Below are 19,905 nucleotides of genomic sequence, written 5' to 3'. Positions count from 1 at the left end.
CTAAGGGGGACTGCTCCGCCAAGCGCATCCCTGCTCCTGCGGTACTCAGCGCGCCGGCACATCGTCGTCCGCCACCGCCTCCGGGCTGTTCGCAGGGGGCAGTACCTTCTCGAAGCGCAGCCCGGCGGGCTCGTGCGCCGGATCGTCCGCCGGCCCCGGAGGCGTCTCCAGCGAGGAGGCCGAGAAATCCGTGGGGTGCTCCACCGAGGCCGGCAGTGTCTTCGTCAGCGTGAAGCTGTCCTTCACCGCGCCATTGGGGGTGAGGAACCTGGCGCTCAGCGTCCCTCCGCTCACCGCCACCTCCAGGTAGCCCACGTCCGTGTTGTTGCGGTACGCCGTCCAGCTCGGCTGCGAGACCAGGAAGGCCCGCAGGTTCGCGCCGCCGCTGCCCACCACCACGTAGGTGATGCCCCGCGTCCCCGAGCCCGCCAAGCCATCACCCCTCATCGGCTTGGAGCGCTCGTAGTTGTGGTCATGCCCCGTGAGCACCAGATCCACCCCGTACTGCTCGAAGATCGGGCCAAACTCGCGCCGCATCGTCAGCTGAGAGCCGTGCTCGCCGCTGGACCAGGGCGGATGGTGGAAGAAGGCCACCTTCCACGGCCGCTGCGTGGCGGCCAAGTCCTGGGCCACCCAGCTCTTCTGCGCCGCCAGCGTGCAGCGATCCGAGGAGGCCAGACCGATGGCGCAGTTGGAATCGAGCGCCACGAAGTGCACGGGGCCCCAGTCGAACGAGTAGTAGCGCTCCGAGCCCGCCGGGTTGTTGGCCGGCAAGTAGAAGTTGTCCAGATACGGCTGCCCCTGGTTCGTCACGTACTCATGGTTGCCCAGGCTGGGGAACAACGGCACCTTGCGCAGCAGCGCCGCCATGGGCGTGAACATCCGGTCCTGGAACTCCTGCTCGGTGCCCGAGGAGTAAGCGTTGTCCCCAAGCGCCAGCAGCAGCTCGCCGGCATTGCCCGGCTGCGCGAGACGATCCACCACCTGCTGTTGCCTCAAGCCGCCCGTACCGAAGTCCCCCATCGCCGTGAATCGCAGGCTCGTGTTCGTCGGGGGCTGGGCGGCGCGGAACTGCCGCACACCGGTGACCGAGCCACACGCCTCCACCACGTAGCTGTGCGTCCGCCCCGGCGTCAGGCCCGTCAGCTTCACCGCGTGCCGCCAGCCTGCCGCGGACGCCGTCGCCGTCTTGGACAGGTCCGTTCCCTGGCCGTAGCGCACGAAGGGCGTGCACGACACGCTGGTCCGGAACGCCACGATGGCGCTCGTCTGGCCCACGCTCTGCAGGTAGGGCTGGCGCGGCAGCACCGGTCCCGAGTCCCCCTCGGCGGGCGCCGTCGACCGCTCCTCGCCGCACGCGCGAGCCTCGGTGATGGAGGCCCAGTCGTTGAGCGTGTTGCCATACACATTGATGCGCACGTAGCGCGCCTGCCGTGGGGCACTGAAGAGGTAGGTCTGCGGCGTGGTGTTTGCCGCGCTGACGCCCGAGTACGCCTGCGTGTAGTTCGTTCCGTCCTCCGAGATGGAGAGCGTGAAGGTGTTGCGCTGCACCGTGCCCAGGTGCCACGCCACGGCGGCCCCCGTCAGCGGCTGCACCTCGCCCAGGTCCAGCAGCAGCCACGCTCCCTTGCCGTAGCCGCTCCAGCGCGTAACGAGGTCGTCATCCTGCGTATTGGACGCCACGCTGCCCGCGCCATCATCCCCGCTCGCGCGCACTACCGGCGTGATCAGCGTGCGGCAGTTCGCCGCCGTCAGTGGCTGGGGAGGACCTTGAGGCTCCGGAGACAGTGCCTCGGCGGCGGGAGGTTGCGCCGAAAGGGCCGCGTCCTCGCATGCCGAGAAGAGCCACGCCGCCAGAAGACCTGAGACGAAGAGGAGAGGTTTGCGCATTCCGGCACCGGCAACATGATTCGAGTGCCAGGGGTTCCCCGGAAGCCCAGTGCGATGCAAGCCTGCGTCCCCCCGCTCGCTGAGCCGCCGGACTTCCGCTCCGCGAGGAGGTGGAATTCAATGAGGCCCCGCCTGCCACCCGAGACCTTCCTGGAGACCGAGCGTCTGCTCTTCCGGCGTGCGGTTCCGGAGGATGCGCGCGTACAGCCTGCGCCGTGAGGACTTCCGGCTCTGAGGTCCACCGAACGAAACTACTTCATGCGCACGGTGACGGTGTTGGTGGCGGTGTTGAACGTGAGGAAGCCCTTCTGGAACTCGCTCTCACTGCCGCCTGTCACGACGTACTCGTCCCGTACCGGGTAGCCCAGCGCGCTCCTCTCCCAGCCCAGCGACTCCCACTTGGCCCGAATGGCGCCGTGCACCTCGTGCGCTCCTGTCGTCGGCGTCCAGTAGATGCTTCCGTTCTCGAAGTGGTTGTAGCGCCCCACTCCGTCCGGCGTCGTCAGCTCTCCTGTCTTCGGGTAGCCCAGCACGCTGCGCTCCCAACCCAATTGCTCCCACTTCGCACGGATGTTCCCGTGCACCTCCCAGGCCCCCAACTCCGGCGTCCAGTAGATGCTGCCTCGCTCGAAGTGGTTGTAGCGGCCACGCCCATCCGGCGCCGCCAGCTCGTCGGTGATGGGGTAGCCCAGCACGCTGCGCTCCCACCCCAGCTGCTCCCACTTGATCTTGATCTGCCCCACCACCACGTGCGCTCCCAGCGTCGGCGTCCAGTAGATGCTGCCTCGCTCGAAGTGGTTGTAGCGCCCCACCCCATCCGGCGTGGACAGCTCCCCGGCTTGGCACGCGCCCAGCAGCACCGGGCCGTTCACCGCGTCGTACTTTGCCTTGATGTCCCCCATCAGCACGCAACCGGTGCCCCAGTTGTAATCGGTCCTGTAACGGCTGAAGACGGCGGCCACGAGCGAGGAACCCCCTACGGTGGTCCTTCCGCATTGCATGGCATACGCGCCCACCCACGGCGTGTAGGTATAGAGCGCGGCGGTGGCCTTGGTGGCGGGCGTCACCGTGCAGGGGTCCGACGTCTGCTTGGTGAGGCCGACCTTCCATCCACTGACCGTGGTCCCGCCCGCGTCCAGCGCCCTCAGGTAGCCCCGGATCTTCGCGGCACCGCACTCCACCTGGTTGCCAAAACCCGCGTAGCTCGTGTTGCAGCCCCCACTGTCCGGACACCCACAACCGGTGGCCTTGTCCAGGTTGCTCGAGGTTCCACTCTGGATGAGGCCCGACTCGATCTGGATGCGCGCCAGCATGTAGAGCGGGCTGATGCCAGAGGCGCGGGAGCGCTCGACGATGAGCGTGGCGGCCGTCTTGTTGCCCCACACGGGGTCCCTGTACCCGGCCAGAAAAGAGCCCTTCTGCTGGAGGAACTGCTGCACCTGCGCGGGAGTGATCCAACCTCCACCCGTCAGGTCGGCATCCTCCATCAGCCGGTGCATGTCGTAGGCCCCGGCCAGATCGAGCAGAACCTGGCCGGTCAGCTCATCCACAGGACGGGGTTCTTCATCGGGAACACCACAGCTGATGACGGTCAGGGCGCACAACAACAGCCAAGGGCGTGACAGGCGCATGCGTCTTCTCGGGGAAAGGGAGGAACCGGCGGAGGTGTGGCCTTGCGGCGGGAGGCGATGGGTCCTCTCCCGCCGCAAGTGGACTTCAATCGTCCGAGGCGGACTTCAGGAGTCCGCCAGGACTGCTACTTCATGCGCACGGTGACGGTGTTGGTGGCGGTGTTGAGCGTGAGGAAGCCCTTCTGGAACTCGCTCTCACGGCCACCCGTCACGGCGTACTCGTCTCGCACCGGGTAGCCCAGCGCGCTCCTCTCCCAGCCCAGCGACTCCCACTTGGCCCGGATGGGGCCATGCACCTCGCGCGCTCCCGTCGTCGGCGTCCAGTAGATGCTTCCATTCTGGAAGTGGTTGAAGCGCCCCACTCCGTCCGGGGTCTTCGTCTCGTCCGTCAGCGGGTAGCCCAGTAGCCCTGCCTCCCGGCTCAGCGCCACCCACTTGGCGTTGATGTCACCCACTACCGCGTGCGCTCCCGTCGCCGGCGTGAAGTAGATGCTTCCATTCTGGAAGTGGTTATAGCGCCCCACCCCATCTGGCGTTCCCTGCTCGTCCGTCAGCGGGTAGCCCAGCACGCTGCGCTCCCACTCCAGCTCCGCCCACTTTGTATAGACCTGTCCCCGCACCTCGTGCGCTCCCGTCGCCGACGTCCAGTAGATGCTTCCGTTCTCGAAGTGGTTGTAGCGCCCCACTCCGTCCGGCGTCGTCAGCTCTCCTGTCTTCGGGTAGCCCAGCACGCTGCGCTCCCACCCCAGCTGCTCCCACTTCGCACGGATGTTCCCGTGCACCTCCCAGGCCCCCAACTCCTGCGTCCAGTAGATGCTGCCTCGCTCGAAGTGGTTGTAGCGGCCCCTCCCGTCCGGCGCCGCCAGCTCGTCGGTGATGGGATAGCCCAGCACGCTGCGCTCCCACCCCAGCTGCTCCCACTTGATCTTGATCTGACCCACCACCACGTGCGCTCCCAGCGTCGGCGTCCAGTAGATGCTGCCTCGCTCGAAGTGGTTGTAGCGCCCCACCCCATCCGGCGTGGACAGCTCTCCGGCCTGGCACTTCCCCAGCAGCACCGGGCCGTTCACCGCGTCGTACTTCGCCTTGATGTCCCCCATCAGCACGCACGCCGTGCCGCAATGCGCATTGGCTCGGTTGAGGTAGTCCGTCCAGGGCCAGTTGGACCCGGGATCCGTGCGGTCGTAAGGCTGGAGCTTGCCGTGCCCCACCACGTGGTAACGGTCACGGGGAATCCCGTGGTCACGCGTGATGTCGCACAGCAGCCGGGCCGAGGCGTCGATCTGCCCCACCGGCCAGTTCACCGTCGACGCATACCCGCCGTGCTCGATGCCGATGGTGAAGTCGTTGGAGCTTCTCCCGTTCAGCCCGCACTCCACCCCGCTGTTGTTGCTGCACTGGTACGTGGCGCCGATGTGCCAGGCCCGGCTCCCGTCGCGCACGAGTTGGCTGATCTCCCCGCCATCCTCGCGCACCACGTAGTGCGCGCTCACTTGCGAGCTGGAGTTGGTCAGCCAGCTCCAGCACCCCGAGTAGCTGCTCTCGCAGGTGTGAATGATCACCATCTTCACCCCCATGGGCCGGGAGTTGTAGTTGGGCGAGGCCCGCCACACGGCCGGCGCGTAGTCCGGACCGGCGAGCCCCTGGCGCTGCTGCCCCAGTTCCTCGACGGCCAAGCCCTGTCCACTCACGCCCCACTCTTGCGAGAGCGCCCCGAGTCCCAGGCGGGCCACGCGGAAGACCTCGTTGTGGACGAAGCTGCGACGGCCCTCCTCGTTCTGAATGCCGGACAGCTCGGCCACCGCCGGTGCCCACTTCACCGCCTGCGTCCGATCCACCTTCAGCGCATCCGCGTGGCGCGACAGCAGCGCCGCAGCTGCACGAACGTGGGAGCGCGCGTCAATCCTCGCCTGCTCCGCCGTGACGCCGGCCAGCTTCGCGCCCTCGTCGAGCTGAGCCCCCGTGAGCGCCATCAGTCCGTAGACGACCGGGCGGCCCTCGAACTCCTCGGCGCTCTCCACCATCTGGTAGCGCGTCTGCACGAAGGAGATGGACTTGAGGAGCGCGGGCGGCACATCGAACTCCTCCCCGGCCTCCTGGAAGAGCGCATCGAAGGACTCATCCTCGCGAGCGGAGTCCTCCGTCCTGGGCGCGTCCACCTGCACGGTGGGGGCTGCGGACTCCTGCTGCGGCTGCTGCTCGTTCGTGCCACACGCCTGCGTCAGCGCCAGCGAGGCAGCGAGCACTACAATTCCCGGCCTGTTCTTCATCGATTCCTCCGGACTTCGTCACCCAGTCATGAGAGGGGACGAACCGGCCGACATCCCAGAAATCCGCATAAAAAACTTACGCCTGAATTTCTGGCTTCCCTACGTGCACCAGGCTCCCTGGAATTTTCGTGGCAGCCCGGTGCTCCCGCGCTCTTCTACTTCCTCGGGCGCGCCGCCCACTCCCGGTCGAGGATGGCGTGGATGAGCGAGTCACACCACTCGCCCTTGAGGAACACGTTCTCGCGGAAGTGCGCCTCCAGCCGGAAGCCGAGCCGCCGCACCACCTTCACGGAGCCCTCGTTGCGCGGATCGCAGTCCGCCCACACGCGATGCAGGCCCAGCGTCTGGAAGCCGAAGTCCAGCATCGCCTCGGCGGCCTCGGAGATGTAGCCCTTGCCCCACTGCGAGCGGTCGAGCACATACCAGAGCGCGCCCTCGCGCTGCTCGAGGTCCACCACCTTCAAGCCGCAGCGGCCCACCAGGCGTCCGTCCTCGCGAAGCACCACCGCCAAGTCATGAATGCGCCGAGGGCTCTCCGTGGCCGTGGCCCTGGAGTCCCGGATGTATTTCAAGCTCTCCTCGGGCGTGCGGACCCCGTGGGACTGGTAGCGGACGACCTCCGGATCGGACTCGTAGGGCCAGGTGACGCGCCAGTCGTCCTCTTCGAACTCGCGCAGACGCAGGCGGGCAGTGAGCAGTTCCATGGGCGCATAGCGAGTACACATCCGCAGGGGTTTGTCCATTCAACCTGACCCTGCCCTAAAGTTCACTGCGAAGATGACGGCGGTCTTCGAGAATTCCGTCTCCGTATAGTGTCTCGGACGAGGTACGCGAGGGGATGATGATGCAGCCATACCGAAGCTGTGGGTGGGCAATCTTAGGCATTCTGGGGCTGCTGGCGTGCAGCCCCATCGAGGAGCACGCGCTGGAGTCGGCCTCAGAGCGCGCGGCCGTGCCGCTCGCGAGCGGAGGCGTGGAGCTGACCACGAACAGCATCCAGGGCACGGTCCGCTTCACCAACCAGAACCCGGCGATCCAGACGCTGCTGGCGGAGGATGGGTGGGAGATCGGCTCCGTGTCCGCAGCCAGCACCTCTCCGTCCGGGTATAGCGCCTCGACCAGCACCGTCACGTTCACCCATCCCTGGGAGTACACCTTCGAGATCCTCGTCGAGGCGGGCGCCGGAGGGGACGCTGGCGTGACGTACTCGCTCGACGCGAACCACTCCGGCTTGAACTTCGCGGCCTCGGGGGTCACGGTCCGCACCAGGAGCCAGCAGCCGGATCCGTCCACCGTCACCCTGGAGCAGTGCATGGGCGTCATCCGGCTCATTGGCGGAACGGATGAGACGTGCGCGACCCGGCGGGATGTCTACCAAGCGTGGGTGGGGGGCTTTGCCGGATACCCGAAGACAGAGCCCGAGGGCCGCTCGTACATTGCCTATCTCCCGGCGGGAGCTCACCCGTTGAAGACGGTCATCTACTGGCTCAGCACGGAAGAGGGGCTCCACTACTCGTTCTTTTACACGGATCTGAGCGTGGCCTGCGATGAGATCCGGACCCTCTGCCTCCCGATGCCGCCCCCGCCGCCCCCGCCGCCGCCTCCTCCTCCCCGAGGCGCCCTGACGGGGCCCTGGGAGGTCATCGGGGAGACGGCCTACCGGCAAGACACCCTGGCCGCGAACCCGGGGTACCTCCGGTATGGCTCCGTGGTCGACACCACTCCGCTGGCCCCCATCAGCGATCCCAGCTCGTGGTGGACCATCGGGGATCTGCTCGAGGGCGATTACGGGCTGCGCACGTCCGCGGCTTTTCGGACGGGCCTCGATGCGCAATCGGTCACCACCGAATATGCGAATGATGGCGTGGTGGTGGGCAACGCGACGACGCCCGTCACGCGGGTCATCGACGGAGAGACACGCTACCCCTTCGTCATGCGGCCCGCGTATGCCTATGGCGCCCTCCGGCTGGTGGATCCCTATGTCTCGCAGCACCCGGGAGCTCGGAGCGCGCTGCAATCCCTCTTTTTCAGGGTCAGCGACTCCGATTCCCCGGGGAGCCCGAACTGCATCTCCTGTGGCTCCATGCTCAGCGCCTCCAACCCCAACGGCGGAGGCAGCGCGACTGCGTTCCGGGGCAGCTTCGAGCCCACCACCGGCCAGCTCGTGTCTGTCTATGATCAGATCCTGTTGACCCCCTACAGTGAGCCGCGGCAGTGGACCCAGGACTACCTGCGTCTGAACTTCGCCTCCTCACCGGCGGACAGCAACGATCCCGCCCGCTTCCTCGATGGCGAGCTCACGCTTCAGCAGGCGCAGAACAGCGCGCGGGTGGCGGGCGGCGAGCGCTTCCGCGTCGATCATGAGTACTGCTTCAATGAGATCTCCCTGGAGTACTGGAACACGCAGGCGCGCTTCTTTGCGCCCACCGTCTCGGTGACCGGCAGCTTCACGGGGCAGGACTGGCGCGGGCAGCAGACCTCCTACACGACTTCGGGCGCCTCGCGCGGGACTCCGCGCACCTACGAGACGGCCGCAGCCCGAGGTTCGATCCGCCTGACGCTCCCGCAGGGGAGCTATACCCTGGCGCCGAGCGCCCTGATGGTCAACGCGGCGGGCCAGGTGAACAGCGCCAACTTCGCTCCCATCTCCATGCAGCTTGGCTGCGGGCAGCGCACCAAGGTGGTGCCTCCGCTCACGGTGTCCATCTCCCCCACCCCTGGGTGCGCGCAATCCCCCTCGGCCACGGTGGCGGGAGTGGTGCGGAGCGCCCCCAGCCAAGTGGACCGCGTCTGGTACCGGCTCAACGGCGGCCCCGAGATCACGCTGTGCCAGTCCTGCGGCACGGATCCCACCTTCGCGTTCACCGCGCCGCTCCTGGCCTGTGGGAACACGGTGGAGGTGTTTGCCTTCACCGAGGGAATGCCAGAGCCCGCAGTCAGCACTCAGCAGCTCGTCTGGGATGACCCCGCAGACGGGCCGAGTTGCTCCGGCGCGTACTGCGTGAACCACCCGCCGGTGGCCCGCTGCCGCAGCGTGACGGCCCCGACGGGGCCAGCGTGCGGCACCGTGAACGCCTCCATCAACGATGGCTCGCTCGATCCCGACCCGGCAGACACGGTGACGTGTGTGCAGTCTCCCGAGGGCCCCTACGGCGTGGGCTCGCGGCGGGTGACGCTCACGTGCACGGATTCGACGGGGCTGTCCTCTTCGTGTGAGGCCCAGGTGACGGTCCTGGACACGACAGGCCCGGTCCTCCACTGCCCCGCCTCGGTGCCAACCTGTCCGGCCGAGGGAGCGCTGGCCGAGGGAGTAACGGCCTCGGATTCCTGTGGGGTTCCGCCCACTGTGACGTGCACCACCACGGGGAACCAGGTGGCGTGCACCGCGACGGACGCGTCGGGCAACGGTGCCAGTTGCTCATTCACCTGCGGCGGCGGGGAGGATGGCGGCGGGGATACCGGTTGCCTGGATGTCCAGCTGAGCGACTTCAACCTCTTCCTGCTGGAGGACTACTCGGGTGGGCACGATGTCCAGGGGAAGGTAGCGGCCGGCGGCAACATCACGATGACTGACTTTGCCGTGGGCGCTGGAGTCCCAGACACGTCCATCGCCCAGACGCTGGTTGCGGGAGGCAACCTGAGCCTCTCACGCGGCGGCATCTGGGGAGACGCGTGGTATGGCGGCAACTACTCCTCGGATCCATCGGTGAGCGTCATCCGGGGGGCTGTGTCTCAAGGCACCCCCATCGACTTCGCGGCCCGGGGTGCCCAACTTCGCACGCTGTCGTCCCGGCTGGCCGCGCTGCCTGCCAACGGCGCGACGGTCCGCGAGAGCTGGGGCGGCGTCATGCTCAGCGGCTCCGACCCGGGCGTGAATGTGTTCGACGTGGATGCCAGCGCCTTCACCGGGGCCGTACTGCTGTCCGTTCAAGCGCCCGCGGGCTCGCTGGCGATCCTCAACATCCGCGGAGCGTCGGCCCAGTTGACGGGCTTTGGGCACGCGTTCAGCGGGGGGATCGATCAGCGCGGCATCCTCTATCACTTCGTGGATGCCACGAGCGTCACCGCCAACGGTTATGGCTTCTGGGGCACAGTGCTGGCACCGAAGGCCGCCATCGACTTCAGCAATGGGAGCTTCGATGGCGGCATCTATGCCCGCTCGTTCACGGGCAACGCCGAGGGCCACATCAATGCCCTGAATGATCACCGCATCTGCCCTGTGGCGCCAGGAGCCAGGCCCCTCGTGCGTCCGGCGCGGACTCAACCCCATTGATGCTACGGCTCCTTGCGCTCGAACTGCAGGTCGCTGAAGACGAAGCCCGTCAGCCGCCCGGCTCCATCCCGGGTCAAGCGCAGGAGGCCGGGGGCCGTGGTGAACGCATCGGCGAAGGCGGGCTCGAGCGGATGGGTCCCCACGGCCCGCCCTTTCAGCACGGCCTTCCCGTCCTTCAGCTCGATGCGCCAGGTGGTCTCCAGCTCGGGGCTGTAATACGTCCCCACCAGCGGCTTCCAGTCGCCGTCCGCGAGCGTGGCCGGCTGCACCCGCTTGAGAACCCCCACCGTCTCCTCACCGCGCGACAGCGTCAGCTGCCCGTCCGCGAAGGCGAACCTGAGCGGGGTGCCTTCCATCTCGAAGCGCTCGCCACCCACTGACCGCAGGGGACGGTTGCTCCCCCTGTAGCGGAACAAGAGCTGGTTGCTCTGCTGAAGGATGGGCACCGTGCGCTGCGCAACCTCATCGTAATAGAGCCCCGCATACCGGCCGACGTCCCCCGTGGGGGTCTCCGGCGCGCTCGACGTGACGGGCGCGGGAGCCTTCGCCTCCTGCCGCGGCTCGGCCGCTCGGAAGACGTCGCCCAGGACGACGTCCGCCACGTTCTCGGCGAGGTCCGGCCGCGCATCCCCCCGGTTGCAGAGGACGGCGATGGAGACGCGCTGCGCGGGGAAGCGCAGCAGCAGTGCGCGATAGCCCGCCCATCCCCCGGAATGATGGATGCGCTGCACGCCGCGGTAGGAGTCCAGGAAGAGCCCCCGGCCGTAAGAAGTGCTGCCTCCCGTGTCCAGCGCACCCCGCTCCTGCAGCGCGTCGATGAGGGCACGCCCTCCCACGCGAGCGCTGTAGAAGTTCTCCTCCCATTTGACCAGCTCGGTGACGTTGGTCTGGACCTGCCCGTCCCCCAGCTGGTTCCAGTTCGACATGTCGAGCTGATAGCCCTCCTTCCCCGAAGGGGCGTAGGCCGTGGCGCGGCCGGGCAGGATGGCCGTGTGGTCGTCGCGGAAGTGGCTCCGGGTCATGCCGAGGGGCTGGAAGAGCCGCTCCTTGGCGAACTCGGACAGGGGCTTGCCGGTAACGCGCTTCACGATGAGCGCCGCCAGGAAGTAGCCGGTGTTGCTGTACTCGAAACGCGTTCCTGGCCTGAACCGCAGGCCCCGCTGGCGGGCGATGACCTCCAGGGCGTCGTCATCGTCCGTGACGTCCTCGTAGTGATAGCCCTTGAAGAAGAGGAGCTGGTTGTAGTCGCGCAGCCCGCTCGTGTGGTGGAGCAGGTGGTCGAGGGTGATGGGCGTCCCGTAGTCCGGGATTTCGGGCAGGTACTTCCGGATGTCATCCGTGAGCGCGAGCTTCCCCTCGTGGGCCAACAGCACGACGCTCGCGGCGGTGAACTGCTTGGAGACCGAGCCGACGTCGAACAGGGTCGTGGGGGTGATGGGCGTGGCCTGGTTCAGGTCGGCCATGCCGTAGCCCCGGGAGTAGAGGATCCGGCCGTCCTGGTAGATGCCAAGGGCACAGCCAGGGTTCGAAGGGCTGTTGTAGTCCTTGAACACCGCGTCGATGCGGGCCGGGTTGATGCGAACGGGCAAGGGCGTGGCGGCAAGGGCCGGAAGCGCCGCCATGAAGCCGACGAGTCCGATGACCGTGCGGCGCAGCGAGGCGTGCATGGAGTGTCCTTTCAGGAGGGCAAAGCCTGCCGGGACACTCCGAGCCGCCGCAAGCGAGAAAGCATCAGAACAGCTTGGCGAGATCCTTTACCGGTTTCGGAGCGGCCTCGGTGTTGCCCAGCGCGCCCATGACGCCTCCAAAGATCATCGAGGCCGGGTTGGGGCGGCCCTTCGTGATGGACCCGATGATGCCCTCCGCGGCTCCCTTCACGGTGTTGAGGTAACCGGTCGCGGCACCCTCGAGGACTCCCTTGAAGCCCCCCTCCGAGTTGCCCACCCCCGTCAGCACGTTGCTGACCAACGGCAGGAACCAGAGCTTCTTGCCCACCTCCCCGGCGAACCACTGGAAGTTGTCCTTGTTGCTCCCGTCCTCCTTGACGTGGGTGTCATTCGTGGTCGGCAGCTGGTGATCGGTGCCCAGCGAGGCGTACCCCTGCTCGGCGAAGTCCTTGACCATGCCGGCCTCCGTGCCGTGCCGCGCATCGCCATCCTTGGTGATGCCCTCGATGTTGCCGTCTCCCTGTCCGTTCTGGACCTTGCTCGACCGATCCCCGCCCTTGGAGGACTTGGAGCTGTCGATGTGCTCCAGCACCTTGGCCAGCCGGTACACGGCGTCGGGGTTCTGCTTCGAGTCTTTCAGGTCGAGCTTGGGATCGATGCCCGTCTGCTTGCACAGCTGCTCGAACTTGATGTCCTTCTGGCGGCCCAGGTTCTTCAGCACGGGGGTCTCGTCGACGATCTGCGCCGCCGACCGGTTATCCCCCTGCGGCCGCTTGTCGTTGGCGCTCGGGATGCCAGAACCCGAGGCCTGCGGAGGCTGTCTCTTGTTGATGACACCGGGCTCGAACGAATCCACCAGGCTGTGGCCCCGCGCGGGCGCGCCCAGGGTGCCTTGGAGCCCCCGAGCCCCCGTGTCCTGAACAGGGCCCGGCGAGAGCAGTTGCTTCGGGTTGACGAGAGAGGACTGAGCAACGTCCGGACGCATCCTGGAATACGAGAGGGCCGTGGCCTTGAGGTCGATCATGCCGCTTCCCTACTGCAGCGCACATGCCACCCTAGAGGGCTCCGCAACCCATGGATCTCTCAAGGCCAGGACTGCTCCGGGGAGCTCGCTTCCAGCGTCCCGGCGGTGACTGCAATCACCAGGAGGGTGACGCTTGTCACCAGCAAGCTCCCAAATACTTTACTAAGAGTGAACCGCCCGTAGTCTCCGCCGCCATTTTCGCCAAGCGGAGAGGTTGAGCCATGCAGAGGCAGCAATCGGGTGGGTGGATGCTGTGGGCAGTACTCTCGTGCCTATGGGTGACAGCCTGTGGGGGAGACCTCTCGGAAGGAGCCGTTCCCGAGAGCGAGGTGCTGTCGCAGGAGCGCCAAGGGCTGCAAGCCCAGGCGGCCGATGAGCACTTCGTGGCCACGGCCGCCGCGCCCAGCCCGCTGACGAAGGCCATCGCCGCGGGCAACAGCCACTCGTTGGCGCTGCGCCTCGACGGCTCGGTGTGGACGTGGGGGCTCAACAACAGCGGGCAATTGGGTCACGGGACGCAAACCAACAGCTCCACGCCGCTGCGGGTGGCGGGGCTTCCTGCCATCAAGGCCATCGCTGCGGGGAACTCCCACTCGCTGGCGCTGGGAGTGGATGGCAGGGTGTGGGCCTGGGGAATGAACTCCTTCGGGCAGCTCGGTGATGGAACGACCACGCTGCGCCTGGCTCCCGTGGCGGTGACAATCCCAGGGGGGGCCGTGGCCATCGCCGCAGGGCTCAGCCACTCGCTGGCGGTCGCGGCCGATGGCAGCGTCTATGCCTGGGGCTACAACGTCTCGGGGCAACTGGGTGATGGGACGACGACGAACCGCTCCACGCCCGTGAGGATCAACCTGCCTGTCAGCATCAGGGCTGTCTCCGCGGGCCAATATCACTCGATGGCGCTGGGAACCAACGGGAGTGTGTGGACGTGGGGCCGTAACTCCGCTGGGCAGATTGGCAACGGAAACATCTCCACCCAGATGACGCCGTACCAGGTGAGCCTGGCGCAGGGAGCCACTGCGATTGCGGCGGGCGGTACCCACTCGCTGGCGCTGCTGTCCAACCAGACGGTGGTGGGGTGGGGAAATAACAACTTTGGCCAGCTCGGGATTGGGACGACTGCCACTCCGCAGACAGTGCCGGTGCAATCGGGGCTGGCGGCACCTGTGACCGCCATCTCCGCGGGAGCTGACTTCTCGCTGGCCATCAACGCCTTCGGTGCAGCGTGGTCATGGGGACGGAACACCGCGGGCCAGCTGGGGGATGGAACCATCACCCAGCGCACCAGCCCGGTGCCCGTGCAGGGACTGACGGATGCGGTGGCGGTCTCCGCGGGAGGCTTCCACGCGCTGGCGCTGCGCTCCGACTGCCCATTCTGGGGCTGGGGCGCCAATGACAAAGGGCAGCTGGGAGACGGCACCCTGACCGGCCGGTGGACGCTGACCCAGACGCAGCTCGTGAACATCTACTTCTTCGACAACGACACAGATGGATATGGCGCGGAGCTGCTCTCTCCCGTGGAAGGTTGCCAGGCTCCCGGCCTGGACTACGTGGAGAACAGCCTGGACTGCGATGACTTCGACTTCTTCGTCAATCCCGAGGCTTCGGAGGTCTGCGATGGGTTGGACAACGACTGCGACCTGGTGACGGACGAGGATGCGGGCGACTTCTACCATCTCGATGGCGACGCGGATGGGTATGGAAATCCGGCAGACTCGGTCCAGGCCTGCGTACAGCCTCCGGGCCGGGTGCTGGATGCCACGGACTGCAACGACGCAAACGGGCTTGTGAATCCCGGAGCCACGGAGGTGTGTAACACCTCGGGTGCCGTGGATGACGACTGCGATGGAGCCATCGACGAGGGAGTGGGCTCCCTCTGGTACCGGGATGCGGATGGGGATGGGTATGGCAGTACGACGGTGAGCGTGCAGGCCTGCTCCGCGCCCGCGGGCTACATCGCCACTGGCGGAGACTGCAACGACAACAACCCCAACGTGAAGCCCGGAGCCACGGAGACGTGCAACGGGGTGGATGACAATTGCTCGGGGGCCGTGGATGAGGGGAACCCGGGGGGCGCCGTGTCGTGCTCGACCGGGGGCGTGGGCGTGTGTGCCGCGGGTGTCACCTACTGCACGAGTGGAGCCATTCAGTGCGTTCCCACCCGGGGGCCTTCCGCCGAGGTCTGCGATGGCCAGGATAACGACTGCGACGGACAGACGGATGAGACGGGGGGCCAGAGCACGTTCTACCGGGACGCGGATGGAGACGGGTACGGCAATGCGGCGGTGAGCGTGCAGGCCTGCTCCGCGCCCGCGGGCTACGTCGCCACTGCCGGTGACTGGAACGACGCCAACCCCACCCTGTACCCAGGTGCGCCCGAGCTGTGTGATGGGCTGGACAACAACAACAATGGCTCCATCGACGAGGGAATGACCACGGCCTGGTACCGGGACGCGGATGGAGACGGGAAAGGCAACCCCTCGGTGACGGCCCAGGCCTGCTCCGCGCCGACCGGCTACGTCGCCAACTCCAGTGACTGCAACGACAGTGACGCCACCCTGCCTCGGTACTTCGCCACGGATCAGGACGGGGATGGGTACGGCAAATCGGGGGCTGTTTTTGGCCCCGCTCCATATGGGTGCTCCGCGCCCGTGGGCTACTCCAACAATTCCTTGGACTGCGACGACACCCGTTCCTCCGTGAGGCCCGGTGCCCCCGAGCTGTGCGACGGACTGGACAACAACTGCAATGGGTCCATCGATGAGGGTGTGACGCCCCAGACCTGGTACCGGGACGCGGACGGGGATGGGAAGGGCAATCCCTCGGTGACGGCCTATGCCTGCCCCGCCCCCTCTGGCTACGTCGCCGACTCCAGTGACTGCAACGACAATGACGCCACCCTGCCTCGGTACTTCACCCAGGATTCGGATGGGGATGGGTACGGCACCTCGGGGGCTGTCTTTGGCCCCGCTCCGTATGGATGCTCACCGCCCGCTGGCTACTCTTACAACAGGTTGGATTGCGACGACCGCAACCGCTATGTGTATTCTGGAGCTCTCGAGGTGTGCGACGGGAAGGACAACAACTGCAACGGCTCCGTCGACGAATCCTGCACCGCGGTCACGTGCTCGGCCTGGGTCAGCACGACCTCGGTCCCCAGCGGTGGCACGGGAACCTTCGGTTTCTCTGCATCGGGCCCCCTCGGCAGCTCGCGGGCCTACGTGTATGGCTCGAAGAATTGGGTGCAGGATGAGAACGGCTCTCTCTCCTACGACCAGACCACGCTCTCATACCTCGTCGGCAACTACCCTGGCCTCGAAGGCTACTATCAGCGGTACATCGTCATCCGGCGGGATGACGGCGCCAACCTCTGCACCACCAACACCGTTGGTGTCTGGTTCCTCGCTCCGTAATCCCTTCAAGCGGAACACGGCCAGCAGGGAGTGGCGGGGCCCATCCCCGTCACCTCCCCTGGCCGAGGGCCCACTCAGTGGGCGTGCAGCATCGGTTCAAGGCTGCTCCTGAGCCGCTCCATCTCCGCGGGGGAGATACCGAGCTGGCGCAGGGCGTTCAGCCTGTCGCGCATCCGGTACATGCGGGTGACCTTGCCGTTCGCGTCCAGGTCGAGGAACAACGCGACGCGCCCGGCAAGGGCCTTCCCGGCAAGCGGTAGGCTGCTGCCGTCGGGCAGCGGCAAATCCCGCCCGAACCGCACCCGGGTGTCCGCTAGCACCGCCGCGTGTCTGGCGTCCTGCACCAGCTCCCGCGGTTCGAGCTTCACCGCGTCCATCGCCGCCATGGCTCCCTGGAAGAGGCGCCGCAGGCTCTCCTTGCCCCGAACCGGCTGCTCGTCGTCCTCCGCATACATTTCGACGTCGTCGGCCAAGAAGGACAGGAAGCCCTCCGGGTCCTTCTGCTCGAGCGCCCGAAGCAGGCCCTCCGCAGTCGATGGTGCAGCCATGGCACACCCCCTTGCATCAAGGCTGGGGCGCCCATGCCTCACTGGCAATCCGGCACCTCGCTCTTTGCGGCCGTGGGCCTATCTTCCCGGCGCCTGGGGTGCCTGGGGTGAGATGGCACGCAAGGGTGCGCCGCTGCCCAGGACGATGAAGGGCGCCCAATCATGAGGGTGAGGCCGGGAAGCCCTCAGCGAGCGCATGGCCTCGCGCAGGGCGGAGGCACGCCCCTGGCCAGCCAACAGGTTGCGGTAGTAGTCCCTCATGAGCAGGTGGGTGGAGTCGTCCCTCACCTTCCACAGGCTCATGACCACCGTCTCGGCCCCCGCCACCACCAGCGCGCGTCGAAGGCCGTAGACCCCCTGACCGGGTTGGACATCGCCTCGGGCGGTGTCGCACGCCGACAGGACGACGAGCTGGGTGCCCCACAGATCCAGCCCCGCCAACTCCAGCGCGGTGGCGATCGTCGCATGGGCCGAGGACTCGGAAGGCGCAGAGGCCTCGGACGCCACGGCGCGCGCCCCCGCGAACGCGAGCCCCGAGCGCAGCAGGGGATCCCGGGGGATGGGAGCGAGGGGATCATCTCCGAGCGCACCAAAGTGCACCACAGCGCGCGAGTTCGCGGGGGAGACTGCCGGGGTGTCCGCCAGGAAGAAGCCGTGGGTGGCCAGGTGAAGGATGCCCGGAGCGGGCAGCTCGAGCAGCCGCTGCTTGGTGGCCTCGGGGCCGAGGAAGAGCTGCGCCTGGGGCAGGAGGCGCTGGATGCCCTGGGCCTCCTGACGCGTGCCCGGCAGAGGCACCCAGTCGCTGCCCGGCAGAGCCCGGTCCACAGTGGAGAAGAAGCGCTCGAGCGCGCCGGACCGCGTGGAAGGCGAAAGACGCAGGTCGCCGGAGGCCAAGGCCGTGGCGGGAGGTGCGGCGGTGAAGTCCGGATCCGCGAGGACGACGACGGAGGAGGAAGGAGAGAATCCGGGGGGACGCGGGAGCAGCTCCCTGCCAGAGGTGAGCCAGGTGAAGTCGAAGGAGTCCAGGAGGTAGCTGCGGCCATCGTGGAGGGCGGCGAAAGGGACCAACCCCAACTGCCCGTCCGGAGATAGCCAGAGGCGGCGGGTGCGGCCCAGCAGCGGCAGGAGGGGCTTGAAGGCGAGCCGGTAGAGCTCCTGGGCCAGGGGCTGGAAGGAGGCATCGCGGTTGGCCAGGGCGGCGCGCAGGCGCGTGGCGGCCACGTCGATGCGCTCGGCGGGTCCGAGGTCCAAGGCCCGCGTGGACGCATCCGGGAAGAGCACCAGCGCCAGGTAGCGAGGCTGGCCGACGCTCGTCGCAGGCAGCGTACCCGTGAGGAAGTCGATGGACATGTCCTCATAGGCGATGAACTCGACCAGTGCGCCGTCCTTGGGAAGGGAAGCGGCGACGCGATCGACGATGTCGGCGGTGGGAGGCAGGGCAGCGAACGCGCGCAGGGAAGCGGAGCGTGTGGCGAGGGCGGCTTCGAGCGCGTCGCCCTCGTCGGCCAGCGCCTTGAGGCGCAGCTGGTAGTCCTCCGGGGAGAGGCCGCCGGACCCCTCGAAGGAGAGCGCGGCCAGCTGGGTGCGCAGGCTCCGGAGCTGCTCGAAGGTCTCGCGGTCCTTGGAGTCCAAGGTGCGGTACAGGGCGCGGGAGATCCGGGCCGTCTCCTCGACGGAGCGGCCCTTGAGCAGAAGCGAGGCGCTGAGCGCCAGTCGTTGCACGCGGGCGTCCGAGGAATGTGCGCGCAGCAGGGAGTAGAGCGTCTGCTCGTCGTCGCGCAGGTACTGGAGGAAGGTGGCCAGACGCGATTCGGAGAAGTCGAGCGCCTCGTGCCGCAGACGCTGCTCGGAGATGGTCAACGCGCGGGTGTAGAGCAGCAGGGCCTCGGGGAGGCGCTGCTGCTTCACACGCAGCAGGGCGATGTTGCCGAGCGTCATCGCGACATTGGGATGGCTCTTGCCGAGGACCGCCTCTCGGATGGAGAGAGCGCGCTGATAGAGCGGCTCGGCCCGGTCGTACAAGCCCTGGGCCGTGTAGAGGTTGGCGAGGTTGTTGAGCGAGCTGGCGACGTCGGTGTGGCTCGAGCCCAAGGCCGCCTCCTGGATGGAGAGCGCGCGTTGGTAGAGAGGCTCGGCCTGGCCGTACAACCCCTGGACCGTGTAGAGGTTGGCGAGGTTGTTGAGCGAGTTGGCGAAGAAGGGGTGGCTCGGGCCCAGGACCTTCTCCACGATGGAGAGCGAGCGCTGGTAGAGCGGCTCCGCCCGGCTGTACAAGCCCTGGCGCTTGTAGAGATTGCCGAGGTTGAAGAGGATCTCGGCGACGTCCGGGTGGTTCACGCCGAGCACTGACTCGCGGATGGCCAACGCGCGCTGGAGGATCGGCTCGGCCCGGCCGTACAACCCCTGGTGGAGGTAGATGCCGCCCAGGTTGCTGAGGATCACGGCGACGTGGGGGTGGCTCTTGCCCAGACGGCCCTCCAGGATGGCCCGCGCGCGCTGGTAGAGCGGCTCCGCCTGGCTGGGCAGGCCCAGGTCCATGTAGAGGATGGCGAGGTTGTTGAGCGAGCTGGCGACGTCGGGGTGGTTCGGGTCCAGGGCGGCCTCGCGGATGGCCAGCGCGCGCTGGTAGAGCGGCTCGGCCTGGCCGTACAAGCCTTGGTTCTCGTAGAGATCGGCGAGGCCGTTGAGAGACTGGGCGACGTCGGGGTGGTTCGGGCCCAGGGCGGCCTCGCGGATGGCCAGCGCGCGCTGGTAGAGCGGCCGGGCCTGGTCGAACAGCCCCTGGAGCCTGTAGAGGAGGGCGAGCTGGTGGAGGGGCTCGGCGACGTCCGGGTGGCCCGGGCGCAGGGCGGCCTCACGGATGGCGAGTGCTCGCTTCAGCAGAGACTCGGCAGCGTCCATCTCCCCTTGCCGTACCTGCAGTTCTCCCATCAGCGTCAGACAGCTGGCGATGTCTGGATGCGTGGCGACGAGGACGGCCTCCCTGAGCGTGAGCGCATGCTGGGCCTGGACAAGGGCCTCGGAGTACCTGGCCGCCCCCTTGAGCTTCGTCGCCTCGTCAAAATCGGACTGCGCCTCCAGCAGCAGGGCATCCGGTTGCGTCTCACCGAGCTTCGGTCCTGCCGCACAGCCGCAGCAGAGGAGGACCCCGATCATCCACCTGAAGACCTGTCGCATCTCTTTTCCCTG

The 19,905-nt window shown here is 67.4% G+C and carries 10 protein-coding genes; 2 read left to right on the top strand and 8 right to left on the bottom strand.

Features of this window, described 5'->3' with window-relative positions; translation table 11 throughout:
• Nucleotides 1–45 precede the first annotated feature (45 nt).
• From DB31_RS33480 to DB31_RS33460, 4 genes are all read right to left on the bottom strand, one after another.
• Entirely contained in the window at nucleotides 46–1,890 is a 1,845-nt protein-coding gene (locus tag DB31_RS33480) for a metallophosphoesterase (RefSeq protein WP_044195525.1), read from the bottom strand.
• 251 nt (nucleotides 1,891–2,141) lie between these two features.
• A complete protein-coding gene (locus tag DB31_RS51350) occupies nucleotides 2,142–3,521 on the bottom strand; it encodes an LGFP repeat-containing protein (protein WP_205628616.1) in 1,380 nt (459 codons plus the stop codon).
• A 125-nt stretch (nucleotides 3,522–3,646) separates the two neighbouring features.
• Nucleotides 3,647–5,791 (bottom strand): N-acetylmuramoyl-L-alanine amidase, encoded by a 2,145-nt coding sequence (locus DB31_RS45465; RefSeq protein WP_083968994.1) that lies wholly within the window; start codon nucleotides 5,789–5,791, stop codon nucleotides 3,647–3,649.
• Between the two features lie 155 nt (nucleotides 5,792–5,946).
• Nucleotides 5,947–6,516: a GNAT family N-acetyltransferase gene (locus tag DB31_RS33460; protein WP_240487003.1), complete on the bottom strand. Its 570-nt coding sequence runs from the start codon at nucleotides 6,514–6,516 to the stop codon at nucleotides 5,947–5,949.
• Between the two features lie 113 nt (nucleotides 6,517–6,629).
• On the opposite strand from DB31_RS33460, the gene DB31_RS50850 reads away from it, so the two are divergent.
• Nucleotides 6,630–10,064, top strand: coding sequence for a choice-of-anchor A family protein (locus DB31_RS50850; RefSeq protein WP_240487002.1), 3,435 nt, complete (start codon nucleotides 6,630–6,632; stop codon nucleotides 10,062–10,064).
• A gap of 2 nt (nucleotides 10,065–10,066) precedes the next feature.
• Here DB31_RS50850 and DB31_RS45460 read toward each other — a convergent pair whose 3' ends face one another.
• Together DB31_RS45460 and DB31_RS33445 are read right to left on the bottom strand one after the other, a co-directional pair.
• Nucleotides 10,067–11,731, bottom strand: a complete 1,665-nt coding sequence (locus DB31_RS45460; protein WP_052420461.1) for a serine hydrolase domain-containing protein — start codon at nucleotides 11,729–11,731, stop codon at nucleotides 10,067–10,069.
• A gap of 64 nt (nucleotides 11,732–11,795) precedes the next feature.
• A complete protein-coding gene (locus tag DB31_RS33445; RefSeq protein ID WP_044195516.1) occupies nucleotides 11,796–12,755 on the bottom strand; it encodes a hypothetical protein in 960 nt (319 codons plus the stop codon).
• A gap of 221 nt (nucleotides 12,756–12,976) precedes the next feature.
• On the opposite strand from DB31_RS33445, the gene DB31_RS33440 reads away from it, so the two are divergent.
• Nucleotides 12,977–16,168: an RCC1 domain-containing protein gene (locus DB31_RS33440; protein ID WP_083968992.1), complete on the top strand. Its 3,192-nt coding sequence runs from the start codon at nucleotides 12,977–12,979 to the stop codon at nucleotides 16,166–16,168.
• 74 nt (nucleotides 16,169–16,242) lie between these two features.
• Here DB31_RS33440 and DB31_RS33435 read toward each other — a convergent pair whose 3' ends face one another.
• Both DB31_RS33435 and DB31_RS33430 read right to left on the bottom strand, forming a co-directional pair.
• Nucleotides 16,243–16,716, bottom strand: coding sequence for a nuclear transport factor 2 family protein (locus DB31_RS33435; RefSeq protein WP_044195513.1), 474 nt, complete (start codon nucleotides 16,714–16,716; stop codon nucleotides 16,243–16,245).
• A 78-nt stretch (nucleotides 16,717–16,794) separates the two neighbouring features.
• On the bottom strand, nucleotides 16,795–19,893 hold the full coding sequence (locus tag DB31_RS33430; RefSeq protein ID WP_044195511.1) for a CHAT domain-containing tetratricopeptide repeat protein: 3,099 nt from the start codon (nucleotides 19,891–19,893) through the stop codon (nucleotides 16,795–16,797).
• Nucleotides 19,894–19,905 lie beyond the last annotated feature (12 nt).

Origin of the sequence: Hyalangium minutum (assembly GCF_000737315.1) — a bacterium.
GTDB classification, from domain to species: domain Bacteria; phylum Myxococcota; class Myxococcia; order Myxococcales; family Myxococcaceae; genus Hyalangium; species Hyalangium minutum.
Note: the sequence above shows the minus strand (reverse complement) of the source record. Positions and strands in the feature narration are given on the sequence as shown.

Excerpts from the sequence above, each read along its gene's own strand:
- DB31_RS33480 (WP_044195525.1), bottom strand. The coding sequence starts at position 1,890 with ATGCGCAAACCTCTCCTCTTCGTCTCAGGTCTTCTGGCGGCGTGGCTC.
- DB31_RS51350 (WP_205628616.1), bottom strand. The coding sequence starts at position 3,521 with ATGCGCCTGTCACGCCCTTGGCTGTTGTTGTGCGCCCTGACCGTCATC.
- DB31_RS45465 (WP_083968994.1), bottom strand. The coding sequence starts at position 5,791 with ATGAAGAACAGGCCGGGAATTGTAGTGCTCGCTGCCTCGCTGGCGCTG.
- DB31_RS33460 (WP_240487003.1), bottom strand. The coding sequence starts at position 6,516 with ATGTGTACTCGCTATGCGCCCATGGAACTGCTCACTGCCCGCCTGCGT.
- DB31_RS50850 (WP_240487002.1), top strand. The coding sequence starts at position 6,630 with ATGATGATGCAGCCATACCGAAGCTGTGGGTGGGCAATCTTAGGCATT.
- DB31_RS45460 (WP_052420461.1), bottom strand. The coding sequence starts at position 11,731 with ATGCACGCCTCGCTGCGCCGCACGGTCATCGGACTCGTCGGCTTCATG.
- DB31_RS33445 (WP_044195516.1), bottom strand. The coding sequence starts at position 12,755 with ATGATCGACCTCAAGGCCACGGCCCTCTCGTATTCCAGGATGCGTCCG.
- DB31_RS33440 (WP_083968992.1), top strand. The coding sequence starts at position 12,977 with ATGCAGAGGCAGCAATCGGGTGGGTGGATGCTGTGGGCAGTACTCTCG.
- DB31_RS33435 (WP_044195513.1), bottom strand. The coding sequence starts at position 16,716 with ATGGCTGCACCATCGACTGCGGAGGGCCTGCTTCGGGCGCTCGAGCAG.
- DB31_RS33430 (WP_044195511.1), bottom strand. The coding sequence starts at position 19,893 with ATGCGACAGGTCTTCAGGTGGATGATCGGGGTCCTCCTCTGCTGCGGC.